Here is a 19,105-nt window from a genome sequence, read left to right as displayed (position 1 = left end):
GCGATTGATGGAGCTGGATGGGTCGCGACTGCAAGCCGATTTGCGTGGAATCTTGACCGGCGACGTACACTTCGCGCCGATTTTTCAGCAGTTGTATGCCAGCGATGCCAGTATTCACGAGATTCAACCGTTGGGCGTGGTTCGCCCGCGTAGCGTGAACGATGTTTCCGAACTACTAAAGTATTGCTCGGAGCGCGAAATTCCAGTGTTTCCGCGCGGGGGAGGCAGCGGGCTAGCAGGGCAGTCACTGGGACGCGGCATTATCGTCGATTTCTCACGCTATTTGCGACGCATCCATGCACCTCAGCAGAACTATGTCCGAGTACAGAGCGGTGTGGTTCAAGCTGACCTCAATCGGCATTTGCAACGCTTTGGGATGTTGTTTGGTCCAGATCCGGTCACGCGCAGTGTTTCCGCGATTGGCAGTATGATTGCCGTGGACGCTGCCGGCAGCCATTCTCCACGATATGGCTCGACCGGCGACAGTGTCCAAAGTTTACAAGTCGTGCTTTCCAATGGTGAAGTATTGGAACTTGCTCAGCACGAGTGGATCGCGGAACAGGCCGCGCCGACACGACAGGGGGAACTGGCCCAGCAAGTCGGTTTGATGCTTCAGCAAAACGCGGCGCTCATCATGCGCCCACCCTGGGGTGAGGTAGCCCGTGGTTGCGGGTATCGTATCGAAAAGGTACTGGATGGCGATCGAGTCAATTTGGCCAGATTGATTGCAGGTTCCGAGGGAACGCTGGGGTTGATTACCGAGGCCACCTTACGACTCGAACCCATCCCGCACGTTCGTGGTCTGATGTTGCTGTTCTTTGCTCGTTTAGAGCAGGCTGCCAAAGCCGCCGTGGAGCTGCAGAAAGAACAGCTCAGCGCCTGTGATTTGATGGATCGGCGCTTGCTGGAAATTGCTCGCGAGTCCGAACAGGTTTATGCTGCTATCGTTCCACGCGGTGCCGAAGCAATGTTGCTGGTCGAAATGCAGGGCGACGATCCGGCTTGGGTCCGCAGTCAATTGACGCGAATACTGCAGGGCATGCAGCATGGTGGAAGGCCGATTGTTTCGCATCGACTGACCACCGATCCGATCGAACGTGGCATGTTGTGGCGATTGGCTCGACGAGTGATTCCTCGACTGTACCGACTCAAAGGCAATTTGCGGCCGCTACCGCTGTTGGACGACATCTTGATTCCGCCCAGGCGATTGCCCGAATTCCTCGTTGAAGTTCAGAACATTTTCAAGACCGAGCGAGTTACATCGACGCTATTCGCACACGCTTTGCACGGGCATGTCGACGTACGGCCCTTCTTCGATCTGGCTGATAAGCAACATCAGCTGCGACTTAGTCGACTGTGTGAGGCGCTATATGCCAAAGTGTTTGAGTTCGAGGGCGTAGTCTGTGGGCAGCATGCCATGGGCCTCAGTCGGGCAGCCTGGGCAGAAAAGCAGCTTGGGCCGCGACTGGAACTGTTCCGACGCCTGCGACAGTTGTTCGATCCGCACGGAATTCTAAATCCTGGAAAGTTCCTCAGTCCGACTCCGCCAAAAGTCACGGAACACCTGCGGCCAGTGCCCAGTCACCACTACCAATCACCCGCCATTGAAGCCGGCAAGGAATTGTCACCCCTTGGAAACTCTTTGGATGCTGCGGAAGCCCTGCTGGGGTCGGAACAGCATGTGGCCGAACAGTTGTCGCCGGCAGATATGGCCAAACTGCCGTGGGAGGACAGATTGCCGGTGGTCGACGGTGATCACATGGCGATTGAGCGAGTTGAGTTACCGGTCCTGCTCCACTGGAACCAGCAGGAATCACTGGCCTATACATCCCGCAGTTGCAATGGCTGTGGCCGTTGTCGGACGAGTGCTGCTTCGGAACGCATGTGCCCCATGTTTCGAGTGCACAAAGGCGAAGAGGCCTCGCCGCGCGCCAAAGCGAATTTAATGCGAGGAATTTTAACCGGCACGTTGGATGCAGAATTGCTGGAGAGCGAGGAGTTAAAAAATATCAGCGACCTGTGCTTCAACTGTCATCAGTGTCGCACGGAATGTCCTGCCAATGTAAATATTCCTAAGCTCGTTCAAGAAGCCAAGGCACAGCATGTCGCCAGTCATGGTTTGACTCTCAAAGACCGAATGATCAATCGTACCGATCTCATTTCAGCAATCGGCAGCCGCTTTCCGAGGACTGCCAATTGGGCCATTGGCAGTCCGCTCATGCGCTGGCTGCTGGAAAAGACATTTGGTGTCGCTCAGGCACGCAAACTGCCCAAGGTGGCGCGCAAGACATTTCTCAGTTGGGCAGCGCGAGAAAAACTGAATCGGCCCGATCGCGCTAGTGGTCGCAAGGTACTATTCTTTGTCGATCAATATGCTAACTGGCACAATCCGCTTTTGGGACGCGCCTTAGTTGAGGTCATGCGGCATCAGAATGTGAATGTGTACGTGCCTACCAGTCAGTCGCCCTCGTTTATGGCCATGATCTCGTCCGGTGATGTGCAGCGCGCTCGCAAGCACATCAAGAACAACATCAAGATTCTGGCTGAGGGTGTGCGCATGGGTTATGACATCGTGACGCTCGAACCGACAGCAGCTCTTTGCTTCCAGCAAGAATATCGTTACTTGCAGGATAGCGAAGATACGCAATTGATTGCCGAAAACTGTTACGAAGCGTCCGCCTATTTGTGGGCCATGCATCAGCGCAATGAATTGGAATTGGATCTGCGTCCCGTCAATTTGTCGATTATCTACCATGAGCCTTGCCATGCTCGTGCGCTGTATCCTCATCAACCCGCGCTGCGGCTGATGCAACTCATTCCCGGTTTGCAAATTGACCAGGCCGATGCTGGCTGCAGCGGTATGGCCGGTACCTTCGGGCTACAACGCAAGAATTTTCGAACCAGTATTCGCGTTGGGTGGAATCTGATCAGTCGCATGAGAGAAACCACTGCCCAGTTGGGCTCGACCGAATGTGTGGCCTGCAAAATGCAAATGGAGCTAGCCACCAGCAAGCCAACGGTGCATCCAGTGGCTTTGTTAGCCTATTCGTATGGCAGTATGCCGCAGTTGGCTGCTTGGTTCACTTCTCGAAACGATGGCATGAGAGTAAACTAGCAGCCACTAAGTTTTGATTATTTCGGCCGTCGGACGAGGCTTGTCGCATGAGCGCTGTTGATCTCGCTGCCCAGTCGCAGGCGTCCAATCCAACAATAACCGTGCAAGTGCGACTGTTTGCGGCGGCTGCCCAGTTGGCGGGTACGAGTAGCGTTCAGCTGCGTGCGCTCTGTAGGCCGGAAGCTTCCATCACAGATATCGATCAGATAGGTCGTCAATTGTGCAATGAGTTTCCCCAACTGCGCGGTATTGTCCAGCAGTCGCGCTGGGCGGTGGGAAATGAATTCGTGAGCGCTCAGTATCCAGTCCAGTCAGAACAAACCGTCGCGCTCATCCCGCCCGTCAGCGGTGGCTAATGGTTGAGTCACATGATTGAACTAACCAATTCCCCCATCGATTCGCAGCGTGTGCTGCAACATGTGGCCCACGATGAAGCCGGTGGTGAGGTTCTATTTGTGGGTACGACACGGCGCTGGACCGCAGCGGCAGACTTCAGGCAAAGCGGTACTTCTGATCCGACTGCAGAAGGGCGACTTGAGACCGAGTTTCTATTCTACGAAGCTTACTCGGAAATGGCACTGGCTCAATTGGAGCGCTTGGTCCACCAGGCCCGGCAACGCTGGCCGTTACGAGGCGTCGCCATCGTGCATCGCCTAGGTAAGGTCCTGCCTCAGGAGGCCAGCGTGGTCATCGCCGTCAGTAGTCCCCACCGCCAGGCCGCATTTCAGGCCGCCCAGTGGTTGATCGACTCAATTAAACTCGATGTGCCGATCTGGAAGCAGGAACATTATGTAGACGGTCCGTCCCGGTGGGTACATCCTGCCCAAAATGCAAACAGTTCGAAATGATCAGTTCCATGACCCCCGAGCGCATACGAGATGATGTGCAACGCGAATTGCCATTGGTAGATCGGTTCCAGCGCGCACACCGATCGTTGCGCGTCAGCGTAACCGACGTCTGTAACATCCGCTGTCAATACTGCATGCCGGATGGCAAGGTTCCGTTCATGCCCAGCGAGCGACATTTGTCCTTTGGTCAGCTGGCTGAATTCGTGCGTGTGACTGCTTCGCTGGGTGTGACTCACTATCGGCTGACCGGTGGCGAACCATTGATGCGTCCCGATCTGTATAAGTTGATCGAGCTGCTGGTACCTATTCGCGGCGTGCAGGAAGTGGCTTTGACGACCAACGGCATGTTTTTGGCTGAGCAATTGCCGCAGTTGGTGAGTGCCGGTCTATCTCGTGTCAACATCAGCCTGGATACGCTGTCCGAAGAGTCGTTTCAACGACTCAGCCGCCGAGCCGGATTGCACCGTGTACTGGAAGGCATCGAAGCGGTACTCGCCCAGCCCGGCGTCGAGCTGCGATTGAACGCGCTCGTGCTTCGCGATGTTAATTTAGATGATGTGGTCGACTTGGTGTCGTTTGCCAGACAGCGCGGTGTGGTGATTCGCTTCATAGAATTCATGCCGTTAGATGGTCAGCGCGCGTGGAGTCAGCAGCGCATGGTCTCCGGCGACGAACTGCGCCAGCGGTTGGTGCGGCATTTTGGACCGTTGACAATCAAGCCGCGACCTGACAGCGCTCAGCCTTCTACCGATTATGTGTTCTGCGATGGTACCGCAGTCGGCTTTATCGACTCCGTAACCCGACCCTTTTGCGGTAATTGTGATCGGCTGCGCATCACCTCCGATGGCAAGATTCGCAACTGTCTATTTGGCAAGCAAGAATGGGACGTTGCGCCGCAACTGCTAGAGCTAGCGCATTTGTCGCAACAATGGAATTCCGCGCAGTTCGAGCATACCAACACTTCTGCCGCTGCTTCGTCGTTGCCACTAGCATACAGCGCAGCTCAGCAGCAAGTCGTTCAGATTATTCGAGACTGCGTCGCCGCTAAAGCCGCAGCTCACGGAGTTCATGACCTCGACTTTCATCCCCCAGAGCGGGCGATGTATCAGATTGGCGGCTAGGCGAGCGGCCGAACTAGCGTCGCCAGACGGTAAACTTGCTAGAGACCCAACGTCTGGCAAAGACAGTCACGGTCTATTCTCAACGGCCGCTTGCCTCTGTGCACAATCCTTCTTTTTCGCCTTCTTTTTCGCAAAACGAAGCTGCCAGTTTTCGCCTCGTTGCTATCTACAACCATCGTCTCTTTCGATTGGAAGCGAGGATAAGTCCTTGGGGTTACAAACAGCTACCGAAGAATAGTCCTGTAGGGACAGAATATTGGTAGTCGCAAGTGTGCCACGTGCAGGACAACAATCGTCCCGTAGGGACGAAGTGGGTACTTGTCCCTCTGGGACGAATCCATTCAATTAGGCCGATTCGGTTCATCCAATGATAGCACTAACAGGTTCTTGCCCACTGAGGAACGCACGGTTCCAGGTAGTGCGGCAGAGCGTGATCGCGATGCAGCAAGCTGCGAAGAATGAAGCGGCTGAACCGAATGTACTGATTTAAGGGCGCGACGGATTCCGATCCGACCTAGAGCTTCAGTTTGTTGAGACTCTTAGCAGACATCGAAGCGCAAGGCAAGCATATCGTATTTGCTGATGCCAATTGCAATAGGACGTGTGCGGGACTTGCCAATATGCTCACATTTTACCGCGCAGTGGTTGCCCTACTGCTCTGCCTGTTAAGCGGACAATTAGCGTCCGGCCAACTTGTGTTTTCCGTTCCCGATACACAGCTGTCCGTAGATTTTCCCGCAGCAATTGACCAGCAGACAAATTTGGTATCGAAACTGGCAACAGGTACGGAGGATTCAGGCACGGTTCAGGATATAGACAGTCGCGTCAAAGCGTTGGAAAGGCTGCACGCCGAGACGCAAGGCGAATTAAAAAAACTGGCCGACGCCAAGTCTAAAGCCGAGGCGGACAATAAAAAGCTGCCCAACATCACAATTAATGGCGTGTTTCAAGCTGACGCGGTGTCGTTTGACCAGGATGACGCTAGTCGGTTGACGTACGGGCGCATTGAGAACGGCGCAGACTTTCGTCGCGCTCGACTGAGCGCCAAGGGCGCTGTCTCAGATCGCATGGACTACTTCTTGCAAATGGATTTTGGATTCTTTGGCCGGCCAACGTTTACCGATGTATGGGCGGATTTCAAGGATGCGGGACCGCTGGGTACAGTGCGCGTTGGCCAGTGGAAGCAACCCTTCGGCTTAGAGACCGTAAGCAGCTTCCGCTACACAACATTCATGGAACGCTCCTCGACCTTTCAAGCCTTCGTACCTTTCCGGCATATCGGCGTCGGGTTCTATGACCACTCTCAGGACTTGAACTGGACCTGGGCGACATCCTACTTTCGCACTGGCCAGGACCAGTTTGGCGGATCGCTCAGCTCCAACGGTGGCAACGGCATGGCGACTCGGCTGACGCACTTGCTGTGGCACGGTTCTCAAGGAGCCGATTATTTGCATTTGGGAACGGCATATGTTCTGAATTCACCGCCCAACGACCGGGTTCGATTTCGGAGTATCCCGGAAATCTTCGTCGGCGAGTTTGTTGTACCTTCAGTAAGTCCAATAGGCACCAGCGGCCAACCGGTACCCGATGTTGCCAATGGCACCCCGTTCTTTGTGGATACCGGCACATTGACCAATATCGAGTTGACGCAGACACTGGGCATTGAGTCGTTGTGGGTACGTGGACCGTTGTCATGGCAATCCGAGGCAATGGGCTGCTTTGTGAATACTGCCGCCAGCGGAGATGCGTTTTTTAACGGTGCCTACTCGCAAGTCGGTTGGTTCTTGACCGGCGAACATCGCCCATACGATCGCAAAGCCGGAGCTATCGACCGTGTGTTGCCGCGAAATAGCGTCTCTCGATGCGGAGGTTGTGGAGCCTGGGAGCTGGCCGCACGCTGGTCCTATTTGGACTTGAACAATCGAGGAATTACCGGCGGGCTCATGCAGAATATGACTGCTGGATTGAATTGGTATGTGAATCCCTACTGCAAATGCGTATTCAACTACATTCACTCTTGGGCCGAAGCGCGGCCCATCCGCAACGGGGTTATCCAGTCTAACGCCCTCATGGCATCACAAGCCAGTGCCTTCGGCGTTCGCTGCCAACTGGATTTTTAAACCAGCGACCGAAATGTAGCTGCCGTCGCCAGACGGTGGATCGCAAGCTAGACCACCGTCTGGCGACGATGGCTGCGGTAGATTTGCAACTGCCGCTCGCCTTGACATTCAGGCAACCAACGATCCGCGCAAGCGGCTCTTGCTCAGATTCTAATTGTTTACGCGATGCAAAATCCCAATCTCGCCAACCTGTGAGTTGACGTACGATTGCGGAACGTGCTCCTGCTCTAATCGCCAGTTATTATCGCGGCATAGTTGGAACGCCTCCAATTCATGTGACTCAAGATGTTTTGGCGGCTCGGGGCTGGCTTGGTTTCCCGGTCCGATTAGGCAGCGGAATTGATTGAGCGTAGCAGCGTCCATCATTAGACTTTTGACTAACGGAAACCGCTGCCGCAAGCTGGATAAAATACAGAATCCATCGACATCGATGTCACCCCAGTAGTAAACGATATTCTTCTCCAGCCAGGTGACATCGAAAAACTGGCTTACATTGTAACCCAGGCCCCCCAGGGCAATTGCACGGCTGAGGTACGGTAGCGTGAGCAGATTAGTTCTGTTTTCGACAACGAACACTCGCACGTCGGAAACGGGCAATTGAGCTATTGTTTCGATCGGCAGAGATAGCTCGACCCCGGGAAAGCAGAGCTGGTTTCTTAACGAGTCATCCAACAGCCGCATCAAAAAGTGCGGCGACGATTGCCGGAAGCCATAGCGTCCAGCAAAGTTGTCTCTACCATACTGGTAGTCGATGGCACCATTCGGCAGAACGATATCCAGCCACTCGGCCAGCAGCTTGAAATTTCTTTCAATCAATTTGGTGGAAACCGGCAACGGCAGTTCGCGCGGATAACAATTCGGACGCGGGTAGTTGCACAGATGGTTGGCAACCAACAACAGATCTTCGATATCTTGATGAACCTCCAACGCGCGACGCCAATGTTGCAACAACCAAGGCTCGAGCTGTGCACACTGGTGCCGAATCACATGAGTTACTTTTCGAAGTCTAGTAAACTCCCGTTGCTTGTCGATCCAACTCAACAAGTCATTGAGCGATTCAATGTAGAAGCCGCCGGGCAGTCGTTGGCTGCCATGTTTGCGAGTCTTGCGCTCCTGCCATAAGATCGAGTAGCCGAACCCCAAACTCTCCTTCGAATGCTGCCGCAGCGCATCAACCTGTTTGATGGCCGTGACGTGATCGTCAGCTAATTGAGTGTTGGCGCGAATTGCGTAAGGAAAAAAGCTCTCATCGCTCCGCAACCAAGCGTCAATCGCTCGCCCGTAGATTCGCGTCGCCTTCTCCCGCAGCTCAACTGGGTCGATCAATGTTAAGCTCCATTTATGTCAAATTGCATGAGCGCCTAAGCTTAGGGAATTTGATGAGGCAGCCGCATTTTGCGAGCAGTCCACAGACAGCGAGTGGTACTTGGCTTTGCCATCTCACCGCTAAAACGCGGGCAGAAAAAAGAGCCAGAGCCGTGTCGGTCGCATGCAAATGGCAGTTCACAATACTGGCATCTTCGAGCAAGTCCTTTGAGGATAGCAACTTAATTACGGGCTGGCCGAATTCGCTTCTTGCTCTTAGCGTTCTTTTCGGCGATCAATCCCCATGATTCCATTGCTCTTAAAACCGGTTCAAGTGACTTGCCGAGAGGCGTGAGTGCATACTCGACCTTTGGCGGAATTTCGCGAAAATCCTGGCGATCTATGACTCCGTCTTCTTCAAGCTCACGTAATTGCTTCGAGAGCGTGCGGGCCGAAATGCTTCCAAGTGAGCGTGCGAGTTCTCCGAAACGCTGCTTGCCGTCGATAAGAAAATGAATGATCAGCACTTTCCAGCGTCCTCCAATGATTTTGAGAGTTGTTTCTACTGGGCAAGTCGCAGTTTCTCGCATCACCTTTTTCGCCATCGTCGCGCCTTCAGTATCCTAGAAGTAACTACTAACTATTCCGCCCATACTTGCTACTTGGGCGTCACCAGCATACAAGTCTAATATGTTAGTGCATAGTTGGTACTAAGCGTTTGAAATTCGGTTCCAGTTACGCCTCGAAGCACCAAAAATTTGCAAAGGATAATCTAATGACTGCAACGAATGGAATGCTCGATCCGGAAGATTCAGTGATGCTTCTCATCGATCATCAAAGTGGATTGTTCAACACTGTGCGAGATGTCCCCGTTCCTGACCTGCGAAATTATGCGGTAGCACTCGCGAAAACCGCAACATTGCTAAAGATCCCAGTTATCACAACGGCTTCGGTACCAGATGGACCAAACGGACCGTTGATACCGGAGATTCACAAGTTTGCTCCCCATGCGCATTATGTCCCACGTACTGGGCAAATCAATGCATGGGACAATCCACTTTTCGTCGAGGCGATTGAAAAGACAGGACGAAAAACAGTCATCATCGCTGGGACGCTGACCAGTGTTTGCATGGCCTTTCCGGCAATCAGTGCAGTGGAAGCGGGCTACAAAGCATATTGCGTAGTCGATGCTTCCGGGAACTGGAGCAAGCTAGCGACAGATATCACAATCGCTCGGGTTGCACAGGCAGGTGCTATTCCCACAGACACATTTGCTATCGTGGCCGAGTTGATGCGCACTTGGAATCGGGCCGAAGGCTCGAAGTTTGCAGAGATACTGTCTGAGCACGTTTGCCCTGAATACAAGTGCTTGATCGAAAGTTTCGGCAAGGCACAGCAAGTTGCCACGGATGGTCCAGAGACAAAACTAGACAAGTATCGGTGAGTGGCGCTCAAGAGGTGTTGAAGCGATTGGTTGCTGCATTGACATTCGATGGCTGGCCCAGGCAGCTATCGTTTCGCTCCGGGTTGATCGCATACGGCTCGGCCACGGCCTGTTTGTGATGAATGCACGCGAAGAGATCCAAAACGTAATACCTGACTATCAAGCAGGAACAATGGGGTGCCTTTCGTCTTGATGCTTTGGCCGAAATGTTTCGGATCGATGGAAAACCTCAACCCGAATAGTCTTTCGGATGCCTGGTAGAAGATCGGTTCGCTTTTGCTCGATTTCAACACTCTCCACCTATGTATTCTGAACGCCGCATGCTTTAATCGGCCGCCCCGTGTGCTATCAACTAGCTGCGACCCAGCATATCCGGCAAGGCAACTAGCTGTTCTCTAGCGAGCTGTTCAATTCTTCAGCGGTGATCGATAGAAGCTGGCTCTTGTGCGTGATCTTGTCCTTGACGACGTGCAGATAGGTGCCAACGTAGTGCTCGGTGACTCGAGCTTTTGCATCTAGTGGAGCCACAATTAGCAACTGAAGACGAAAGCGTTCAAACAGTTCCAGGGCGTACTCCGCATGCTGGTCGTCGCTGCGCGAAAACATTTCGTCGACCATCACGAAATGGAAGCGGTCGCTCAACTCGGCATCCGGTTCGATGTCGTACTGGTAAGCAATGGCCGCTACTAACACTAAGAACGCCAGTTTACCTTTCTCTCCGCCAGACTGCCCTGCCCCGCCATCGTAATAACTGCGAGACTCGCCAGTCTCCCGCACTAGCTCACGGGCCGCGAAGTTGAACCAGTTGCGGACGTCGATGGCCTTTTCGCGCCAACGCGTGTTGTTTTCATCGCGTAGTTTCTCTACCAGCTTTTCAATGCGGATGAAGGTGGCCTCGTTAGCTTCTGGCGTTGCATCGAACGTGCCGGTCAGGCAGCCTGCTAGTTCACGCCGAAAATCCAAGATTTCACGATCCTGTACGTCGCTCGGTTCCAGTTGCATGTAAGTGTCTGGTTTCCATTGCAACAACTTGAGCGCTTCGTTGAGCTGGCTGATCTTGTCACGGATTTCCTGCCGATCGGTCTCCAGGCCACCGTTGAGCAGTCCGATTTCGTGTAGTACCTTTTCGTTTAGTCGGCTCTTGAAGCGTTCTTCGTGTTGCGGTAAGTCATCCAGGGCAATGCGCTGCTGAAGGCCTTCAAAACTGGACAGCGATTCGACGTTGGCATCCAGGTCAGCTTGTTCGTCTTGAAATTTGCGCAAATACTTGACCATGGCGCTAGTGACTTCGCGTTCGATTGGGGCGAGCTGACCTTCCAGCTTCTCCTTCCGCTGCCGCTGCTGACGCTCAAAAGAATCGGGCAAGCTAGCCAAGTTGTCTAACGTTAATGGCTGATTGACTAGCTGGCGCAACTCCTCGAACTGCTCGGTGGCCGATGCGAGCAGTCCGTCGGCCACAGCATTGCGTAGCTTTTGTCGAGCGTTGGCTAGGACATGCTCGCCGCCCCGCGCTTCTCGCTCCAGATTGGTTTTTTTCTCAATACTCGCGTCGCGATCCGCTTGATGGCCCACACTCTCAGCTTGCAGTTGCGTGACCTGCTTGCGGAGTTCACGCACTGTGTCGTTGGATTCCTCTAGCTTCTGTTTCTCCAGCCGATATTTGGCAGCGGTGACATCGTGCTTGTGGCTGTCAATGGTGTCGTAGTCTTCCGTTTTCGCCGCTTCGTCAAGTGCGCCGATGGCTGAGGACAGCCGATCGATCTCCCTGTTCAAACGCTGAGAACGCTCGGCCAACGTAGCGTGGTCACTCTCTAGTTTACGAATTGCCTCGGCCAGAGCCAGCTTCTTGGCTTTGTTATCCCAGCCCAAGACAAAGTTTCGGCGATCATCGGGATGCGACCGATCGTCCTTTTCGTGTCTGGCCTGCGCGGTCTTGAGATGCCGACTGCGCGTCATTGCAGCACCGGTGGCACGTTGAAAACTCTCGATTGTCTCGCAGGCGATGTAGTTGAATCGTTGCTTGATCTCGCTCTGTACCCACCGCGAAAGCTGATGATCAGCGCGGAATTCTAATTTGTCGACCAGCATCGCCTTGCCAGACGTGTCGTGACTAGCGTCGGCCTCATCCTGTCGCGAGCTGATTTTCAGATATACCAATCGCTGGCCCTGTCCGCGTCCATCGACTAGGCGCGTGCGATCGACGTAACCGGCCACTCGCGAATAGAAATCTCCGGAGACTAACAATGTGCGGGAGAACGCGTACAGTGCCTGTTCGATCGAGGCCTCCCAGTCCGGCTCGGAAGCCTTGACCGCAATTAACTCGGCGGCAAACGGCAAGTCGCTGGGGGCTAAGTTCAAGTCGCGACACATCGCTTCGCGCAGAACAATAAAAGATTCAGGCAGATTGCCTCGACGACGTTCCAGCGCTGCCAGCTCACGACGGTCCTCTGAAAGCTGCTGAATGACGCCTCCCAACTCGCGCTGAATCATTTCACCAGCTATTCTCTGCTCGTCACGCCGTTGAACCAGTTGTTGACGCTGTTCTGACAGTTCCCGGTGAATCTTGTGGAACTGTTCGGGCGATGTCAGCCGCGTGACAATTTCGGCCAATTGCAATTGAGCCTCGAATCTCCTACGCTGGCCAGCCTTGACTCGCGCAATTTGCTCCTCTTGCTCAATCAGTCCGGGCAAGCTACGTAGTCGATCGCCTCCGGCGTTTTCAATGTCAACTTTAAGCCGTGCGATTTCCTGATCAAGCTTCTCTTTGAGATTGCCAAGTCGCTGGATGTCGTCGATTAGATGCTGAATCTGTTGCTTCCACTGCTGGCATAGCGGCTCAAGCAGTTGCACCTGTTCCTGAGCAAAGTATAGTGCGGTGGCCTCCAGCAGCCGGCGCGCCACTTGAACTTCATCTAACTTGCTACGGTAACGTTGGCCTTCGGCTACAATCGGACGCAACAGTTCATCTTGCTGACGCACGCGAACCAGCATGCGATGAGCGTCGCTGAGTTCGCTGAAATGTCGGAGCAATTGTCCGACGCGCTCGTCCCAAAGCTTCTTTTCCAGCATGTGCTGGCGAATAAACACATCCAGACGTTGGACATCCTTGACGGCAACGGTCTGATTAAAAATGTCCATCGCTTTGGCTTTGAAGCCGGTAGCTTTTTGCAACCACAGAAAATACTCTTTGTAGCTTTGTGTGGTTTTGAAACCTCGCTCGCGGAGCTGCTTGGCCAATCCACTGGTCGACGATAGATCGCCCAAGTCCTGAACAATCCCGCGTTCAGAGTTGGCAAAGGCGTAAATCTTTTGAACATTGTTGTCGCTGTCCAAATACAGCACCTGGCAAATCGTAAACGTGCTCTGCCGTCCCGCGTTCTCAAAGCAGGCCAACAGTGCGCTGTAGTGGCCTAGCCCAGGACGATGAAAGACGACTTTGGGGCGACCATCTTGGCCCACCGTTCGATCATGTGCCCCACGAATGTAGGTTCGTTCGTCGCGTTCGTTCTTTTGAGCCCCAGCCGCCACGTTGTAATTGCGAGTCTGCGGACGTACCAACAGAGTCAATAGAGCATCTACCAGCGTCGACTTGCCGGAACCGTTCTCACCAATCAGCAGGGTCGTTTGTCCGCGCGGTTGCACCGAATAAACTGAGCCATCAAATGTCCCCCAGTTGTAGACTTCAAATTTTGCCAACCGGTAGCCCGGTAGTGGCATTGGTTGATCGGGATCAAAGTCCATGCGCTACTGGCTCTCAGCCTCCGGAAGTGTGGCCGACGCATCGTAGCTAAGCTCGCCAGTGCGCGGTACTTCTCCTTCAACAGTTCCCTGGGTCTTAACATCTGTCATGGACTCGACAGCGCCTGTTAAGACCGACTTCAGATTCTCTAGCTCACTCAGCGGAATGCGGGCCTTCAAGATGCGACGAATTTCCCAGCTCAGTGGCTCATCTTCAAACTGTCGCACAAATTTCAGTTCTTCCAGCTTGCGGAGTGAGGCTTGCAGCGAACGATTCAGTTTGACCTCGTCGGGCTGACTGCTGAAGAAGACTTTCCACAGGTCCAACAAATCATGTTGAGCGACCACGCAACGCTCGTTTTGAACATCCTCTTCTTCAAACTGTCGCAGCCTGTCTCGCAGAAGGACGCATAGCAAGCTGGCTTCGTAGCCCAGCGGCGTGCGACGAAACAATCGGGGTACGCTGTCGCTTTCCGGAGCGATCTCATCTTCGTCCAATTGTCGCAAGTAGGCCATGCCTTCGGCCTCATCCACGACCAGCAACAGCCCAATCTTGGCAAAGTAGTCGCTCAGTGGACTGGTAGAACGCAGCAATGTGTCCCAAGTCTTTTCGTTGTCATTGTGATACACCACACCCTGTAACAAGCGCACCGCCGCAGCGCTCCATTCCATGGTGCCTGGCAATCGTTCGCTGGACTCAGATTGTTTTTCGACGCCGGCAGCAGGGGTCATCGCGGTTTCTTGCCGATCTCTAGGTGGCGAGCTTTGGGGGTGAAGGTGATGTGTGGAATGGACACGGACAAAGGAGACGCCTCGTGACGGTCGTGAACGACAATCCGGTCGAAGTGCGTCGAGTCGATCGAGTGGCCGTCGTCGTGGGCGATTTGTAGGTAGCCCAATAGTTCCACCACGCCAGCCTGAACCGGATGTCGCTCGACCAGTTGTACCAGCGTTAGGCTTCGGCCATCGACCATAGACTCTCGGATTTTGCTACGCATTTGGCGAAAATCAAGACGTTGCAAGCGTGCAAAGGCAGCCGCTATCTTGAGTGCTTGCTGGCCGTCAATAGCGTGTTGCATTGCGGCCTGTTCGGTAAATGCCTGGGCGGGGGACCAGAAGGTCCGCGACATCGGACAGTTCAGATCGATCTCCGCGCTGGGAGACAATTGGATCGATGGGTCGGCAGCGGCTTGGCCGAGCCGCAGCGCGGCCTGGCGAATATCGCACAGGACGTTCGCCAATCGCACCCGATCGGCAGCCGCTCTTGCGTCAAGCAATCGCCGAAGTGTTGTTGAGAGTCTAGCAGTGGTTCGCATCACCTTGTCAGCTTCAGCCAGTAGAGCCGGAACCATGCGGCGCACCCGCTGCATCGACTCCGATTGATCGTGCAGCGCAGTGAGTTGTTGTAACTCTTGAATGGTCTTCACCAATGCAGCTTGCTGAGCCGGGGAGAACAGGAAAGCCACGAAGGCGTAGAAGCTGATACCTTCGTCCTGTGTCTTGAGCATGTCCTCGGCGTCGAGCGCAAATCCCAAGATGCCGCCACGCGAGTCGCTGCCCGAGGCTTGAAGCTGCTGAACGTCGCGAGCAATGCCTTGGAAACGCTCTTCGACTGCGCGGAAGTCTGACTGTAGGTCTTTCAGCAAATTCACCGCCGTTTGAAAGCGATCGCGAATTTGCGAAGGACGATAAACCTGAACCGACTTGCCCGACTGGATCGCTTCGATTTCGGCTTCGATTTGTGCACGCTGCTCCCGCAGGTAATTCAAACGCCGATCCGGGTCCGCCGACGCTCCACGCACGATGTCCTCCAGTGTCTCGATCACTAGCCGCAAGCGGCTTTCCGTGCCCACCAAGCTCGTACCGTGCGTGACATTTGTGTCAATGAACCGGATCGCTGCTTCGGCGAATCGTGACAACTGGAATTGCGGTTCGATTGAGGCTGACTCAAGAAACCGTTGTAGCCAGCCAGCCTCAGTCCACTGAGCCACATACCGTTCTGGTGGTCCGGTCAGCAGGTCCGGCTCGGTCTCATGCAGCTCCTCCTGATAAACCGACAAACGCGAACGCAATTCAGTTTGGCCGATCGAGATTGACTCGCCAGACTTGAAGGTTTGATTCAGAAAGTCGATCACCCATGGCGCGAAATCCGATCGCAATAATTTCGCAGTTGGCGAAGCCTCAAAGAAAGCTCGGATACTTTCGCGTCGCATTGACGAAATATAGCTGCTGGCAGACATGCCGACTATTGTAGTTCGCCAACAATCCAAAATACGCAGAAAGGATGGGAGGAAGGCGATCTATGCGAAGAATGGATTTCATGCTTTCCATTCTCCCCATCAGTCCCGTGGCTTTGTCGATGACCGCTGAACCTAAGGATTTGATGATGATTTGCAATATTCGCTGCTGAACCATTGCTGTTCTTGGTCCCATTTCCAACATGTAGCCTTCATGTTCGAAACAAGCCTTCTGCAACATCAACGATGTACTACAGAAACAAGCGGGCTGCACCACGGAACTTGATTATACCGAGCAATCGTCCTGGCTGCTTTTCCTGAAGTACCTGGACGGTCTGGAAGCCGACAAGCCGTTCGAGGCTGCGCCGTAGGAAGGAAATACAGCTGCATTCCGGACAAGCCCTGCCGCTGGGAAACGTGGCAGTTCCTAAAGGCAAGGATGGTCAGCTCGACCACTGATTCGCGCCAAGAATCAAAGTGGTCAAACCGGACTATCGGTACCACCTCACTACGGCAGGCTGACAGGGCGGGGGCAACAGGTGGGACAGCTTTTCCTGGAGATCACATCCGGGCGGGGGAAGCCACTTCCCGAAAATCCAGAAAAAACAAGGGCCACCGCAAAACTTCAGGGTTCTACGATGGCCCTTGATACCCCCGCAAGGACTCGAACCTTGGACCCGCTGATTAAGAGTCAGCTGCTCTAACCAACTGAGCTACGGAGGCGGGTGGAGTGGGCTATTTGGGACGTAGTATGCTGTTCGCCCCAGCCCAGCCAGGATGTTAAACAAACTGCCAAAAGTCGCAAGCCCCGTTGGTGTTTACCGGTGGCCCGGCGGAACATGTTGATAACGCGAGGGTTAAGATTGGGTGGTTTGATTCGGTTGAGTATAATAGGCTTTGGGTCCGCCGGATTCGCTATCCCGGCGGTGGCGGTTGTGGATGGTTTAATGCCCGCTTTTTGGCGTCCCCTGGGGGCTCATCCGGCGGGCTACATCCAAGCGCCGGCTGACAGTGCGGTCTAAGATTGAGGTGGGAATCTGTCGATGCGGTGGACAATTCTTTTTTTGGCAGTTTTCTGGATGATCTCGGGTAGCGCAGTCGCTCAATCTTCCTCGACCAATGGCAGGGATGAAGGACGGCGATCGGACCGGGGAGACAGAAGTCGCAGCAGTGGTCGTGACGATCGTGCATCGTCTGGAGACCGCGGAGGCGGATCGCGTTGGGGTGGAGGCATGCCGCCTGGGGGGGGTATGTTTGGCGGTGGCGGCTTTGGCGGCGGGGGCGGCTTCGGTGGTTTCATGGGCGGCGGCGGGATGGTGGATATGATTCGCCGCTTCGATCGCAATGGCAACAACATGATTGACCCCGACGAAATTCCTGGACCTGCCGGCTTCTTCCTACAACGGATGGCTCAAAACAACCCGCGCATCGACCTCAGCAAGCCCATTCCAATCGACGTAATCACTGGCGAAGTCGAACGCATGCGCAGCGGTATGATGGGCGGCGGTCCAAGTCCCTCCGGTGACTCCTCCGAGGAATCTTCAGGCGGTTCATCGAGCAGCGGCCCCGAGTTGTTGGTGCCGGATTTTCGGCTAGCTAGCACCCCACCGACCGTTCCCGGATTTGGAGTTGCGGGCAGCAAGTCGTCCGATGTGACCGTGACAGATCGCGATCGCGCTGAGGCCGAAGACCGAATGCGGCGCTACGATCGCAACAATGATGGATCGCTAACTCCAGACGAAATCGCTGCCGGACGCTGGTCGGACGATCCCATGCAGTTTGACCGCAATCGCGATGGCAAGCTGTCCATCGACGAACTGGCAATTCGCCAAGCTGAGCGCCGGCAGCGACAATCTGATTCGACGGCCAGTCAGGGTTCGTCGGCAGCGGGGGGCGGTGCATGGGGCGGAGGCAGTTCAAGCGGTTGGTCGCGCGGCGGTGAGTCCACTGATCGCGGTGGAGGCAAGTCAAGCGGTTCCTCTGGCAGCGGTGACGCAAAGAAACCCGAAGAGCGCTTTGGAAGTGCCAAGAGCTATCGAATTAGTAGTTCAGCGGCAGAGATCAAAGACCTGCCCGACTTTTTTCATGCCAGCGACCGCGACGGTGATGGGCAGATTTTTTTGAATGAGTTCGCAGAACAGGTCACAGAACAGAAGTTGCTGGAATTTCAACAGTGGGATCTGAACGGCGACGGCGTCATTACCGCTCGCGAGGCACTGGCGGGTGTGCGAGCTGGGGCGGGGGCGGCATCTTCCGGTCAGTCACGCTCCTCGACTACTTCGCAGTCAACCAGTGCCAAAAGCGCTAGCAGTCGTTCCGATACCGGGGCGGTCGCCAAAGTAGGTGATGCCGAACTTGAATGGTCTAAGCGACAGATCGCCAAGTACGACAAAAATGGCGATGGCATGCTGTCCAAAGACGAGTGGGAAAAGATGCTCGTCAAACCCGACGCCGCCGACACAGATCGCGACGGTCTTATCACGGCTCAAGAGTATGCGGCCTACCGGGCGAAAAAGTGAGTCGGTAGACAGCGGCGTCGCATTACTGGCGAGCCAATCGCCTATGGACCTGAGTTGAGGCGCAGAGTTAGGCTTTGATGGTTGAGCCTAACAATGCTAAGAACTGCCGCATCCAGGCGGGATGCGCCGGCCAGGCGGGGGCTGTAACAAAGTTGCCATCGGTGTGCGCGCTATCCAGACTGGAAGAAGCTGCAACATACGTTCCTCCACTTGCGGTGACTTCTGGACCAACTGCCGGATAGCAACTGCACTGTTTGCCGACGAGCACTCCGGCCGCCGCCAAAATCTGGGCTCCATGGCAAATTGCAGCGATGGGTTTGTCCGCTTGGCTAAAGTGGCGGACGAGTTCAAGCACGCGTTGATTGAGCCGTAGATATTCTGGCGCGCGACCTCCGGGAATTACCAGCGCATCGTACCGTTCAGGCTGAACTTCTGCGAAGTCGGCGTTCAGCCCGAAGCGATGCCCCGGTTTTTCGGTGTAGGTCTGATGCCCCTCGAAATCGTGAATGGCAGTTGCCACCCAATCCCCCGGACGCTTGTCAGGACAGACGACATCACACTGATGGCCAACCATCAGCAGCATCTGAAACGGCACCATGATCTCGTAGTCTTCTACGAAATCGCCGACGATAAACAGAATTTTCTTGGCAGGCATGGG

General features: G+C 54.6%; 13 protein-coding genes and 1 tRNA gene. 7 read left to right on the top strand and 7 right to left on the bottom strand.

What is annotated here, in order from left to right; all coding sequences use genetic code 11:
- Positions 1-7: 7 nt before the first annotated feature.
- The 5 genes from KF752_20535 to KF752_20515 all read left to right on the top strand — a co-directional run bounded on the left by KF752_20535 (position 8) and on the right by KF752_20515 (position 7,204).
- A complete protein-coding gene (locus tag KF752_20535) occupies positions 8-3,115 on the top strand; it encodes an anaerobic glycerol-3-phosphate dehydrogenase subunit C (GenBank protein ID MBX3423952.1) in 3,108 nt (1,035 codons plus the stop codon).
- 47 nt (positions 3,116-3,162) lie between these two features.
- Positions 3,163-3,471, top strand: a complete 309-nt coding sequence (locus KF752_20530) for a MoaD/ThiS family protein (protein MBX3423951.1) — start codon at positions 3,163-3,165, stop codon at positions 3,469-3,471.
- 12 nt (positions 3,472-3,483) lie between these two features.
- Entirely contained in the window at positions 3,484-3,963 is a 480-nt protein-coding gene (locus KF752_20525; GenBank protein MBX3423950.1) for a molybdenum cofactor biosynthesis protein MoaE, read from the top strand.
- A gap of 8 nt (positions 3,964-3,971) precedes the next feature.
- Positions 3,972-5,084 (top strand): GTP 3',8-cyclase MoaA, encoded by a 1,113-nt coding sequence (gene moaA, locus KF752_20520; protein MBX3423949.1) that lies wholly within the window; start codon positions 3,972-3,974, stop codon positions 5,082-5,084.
- Between the two features lie 530 nt (positions 5,085-5,614).
- Complete coding sequence (locus KF752_20515) at positions 5,615-7,204, top strand: porin (protein ID MBX3423948.1); 1,590 nt, start codon at positions 5,615-5,617, stop codon at positions 7,202-7,204.
- Positions 7,205-7,354: 150 nt separating this feature from the next.
- Here the strand turns inward: KF752_20515 and KF752_20510 are convergent, their stop codons facing one another.
- Both KF752_20510 and KF752_20505 read right to left on the bottom strand, forming a co-directional pair.
- Complete coding sequence (locus KF752_20510; protein ID MBX3423947.1) at positions 7,355-8,530, bottom strand: hypothetical protein; 1,176 nt, start codon at positions 8,528-8,530, stop codon at positions 7,355-7,357.
- A 221-nt stretch (positions 8,531-8,751) separates the two neighbouring features.
- On the bottom strand, positions 8,752-9,099 hold the full coding sequence (locus KF752_20505) for a helix-turn-helix transcriptional regulator (protein ID MBX3423946.1): 348 nt from the start codon (positions 9,097-9,099) through the stop codon (positions 8,752-8,754).
- Positions 9,100-9,284: 185 nt separating this feature from the next.
- On the opposite strand from KF752_20505, the gene KF752_20500 reads away from it, so the two are divergent.
- The gene (locus KF752_20500) at positions 9,285-9,953 is read left to right on the top strand and encodes an isochorismatase family protein (protein MBX3423945.1); all 669 of its coding nucleotides are present in this window, start codon (positions 9,285-9,287) and stop codon (positions 9,951-9,953) included.
- A 384-nt stretch (positions 9,954-10,337) separates the two neighbouring features.
- On the opposite strand, the gene KF752_20495 is transcribed toward KF752_20500, so the two are convergent.
- The 4 genes from KF752_20495 to KF752_20480 form a co-directional block, all read right to left on the bottom strand.
- Positions 10,338-13,694, bottom strand: coding sequence for a hypothetical protein (locus tag KF752_20495; GenBank protein MBX3423944.1), 3,357 nt, complete (start codon positions 13,692-13,694; stop codon positions 10,338-10,340).
- A 3-nt stretch (positions 13,695-13,697) separates the two neighbouring features.
- Positions 13,698-14,423 (bottom strand): DUF4194 domain-containing protein, encoded by a 726-nt coding sequence (locus KF752_20490; protein ID MBX3423943.1) that lies wholly within the window; start codon positions 14,421-14,423, stop codon positions 13,698-13,700.
- Positions 14,420-15,931 (bottom strand): DUF3375 domain-containing protein, encoded by a 1,512-nt coding sequence (locus KF752_20485; protein MBX3423942.1) that lies wholly within the window; start codon positions 15,929-15,931, stop codon positions 14,420-14,422. The genes KF752_20490 and KF752_20485 overlap by 4 nt, the downstream gene beginning before the upstream one ends.
- A gap of 646 nt (positions 15,932-16,577) precedes the next feature.
- Positions 16,578-16,651 (bottom strand) — tRNA-Lys (locus tag KF752_20480).
- 320 nt (positions 16,652-16,971) lie between these two features.
- Between KF752_20480 and KF752_20475 the strand changes: the two genes are divergently transcribed.
- Positions 16,972-18,447, top strand: coding sequence for a hypothetical protein (locus tag KF752_20475; GenBank protein ID MBX3423941.1), 1,476 nt, complete (start codon positions 16,972-16,974; stop codon positions 18,445-18,447).
- Positions 18,448-18,514: 67 nt separating this feature from the next.
- On the opposite strand, the gene KF752_20470 is transcribed toward KF752_20475, so the two are convergent.
- A complete protein-coding gene (locus tag KF752_20470) occupies positions 18,515-19,102 on the bottom strand; it encodes a DJ-1/PfpI family protein (protein ID MBX3423940.1) in 588 nt (195 codons plus the stop codon).
- Positions 19,103-19,105 lie beyond the last annotated feature (3 nt).

The organism is Pirellulaceae bacterium, assembly GCA_019636385.1.
In the GTDB taxonomy this organism is placed as follows: domain Bacteria; phylum Planctomycetota; class Planctomycetia; order Pirellulales; family Pirellulaceae; genus Aureliella.
This window is presented reverse-complemented; position numbering and strand designations above follow the sequence as displayed.

Excerpts from the sequence above, each read along its gene's own strand:
- KF752_20535 (MBX3423952.1), top strand. The coding sequence starts at position 8 with ATGGAGCTGGATGGGTCGCGACTGCAAGCCGATTTGCGTGGAATCTTG.
- KF752_20475 (MBX3423941.1), top strand. The coding sequence starts at position 16,972 with ATGCGGTGGACAATTCTTTTTTTGGCAGTTTTCTGGATGATCTCGGGT.
- KF752_20485 (MBX3423942.1), bottom strand. The coding sequence starts at position 15,931 with ATGTCTGCCAGCAGCTATATTTCGTCAATGCGACGCGAAAGTATCCGA.
- KF752_20505 (MBX3423946.1), bottom strand. The coding sequence starts at position 9,099 with ATGCGAGAAACTGCGACTTGCCCAGTAGAAACAACTCTCAAAATCATT.
- KF752_20495 (MBX3423944.1), bottom strand. The coding sequence starts at position 13,694 with ATGGACTTTGATCCCGATCAACCAATGCCACTACCGGGCTACCGGTTG.
- KF752_20530 (MBX3423951.1), top strand. The coding sequence starts at position 3,163 with ATGAGCGCTGTTGATCTCGCTGCCCAGTCGCAGGCGTCCAATCCAACA.
- KF752_20500 (MBX3423945.1), top strand. The coding sequence starts at position 9,285 with ATGACTGCAACGAATGGAATGCTCGATCCGGAAGATTCAGTGATGCTT.
- KF752_20470 (MBX3423940.1), bottom strand. The coding sequence starts at position 19,102 with ATGCCTGCCAAGAAAATTCTGTTTATCGTCGGCGATTTCGTAGAAGAC.
- KF752_20490 (MBX3423943.1), bottom strand. The coding sequence starts at position 14,423 with ATGACCCCTGCTGCCGGCGTCGAAAAACAATCTGAGTCCAGCGAACGA.
- moaA (MBX3423949.1), top strand. The coding sequence starts at position 3,972 with ATGACCCCCGAGCGCATACGAGATGATGTGCAACGCGAATTGCCATTG.
- KF752_20525 (MBX3423950.1), top strand. The coding sequence starts at position 3,484 with ATGATTGAACTAACCAATTCCCCCATCGATTCGCAGCGTGTGCTGCAA.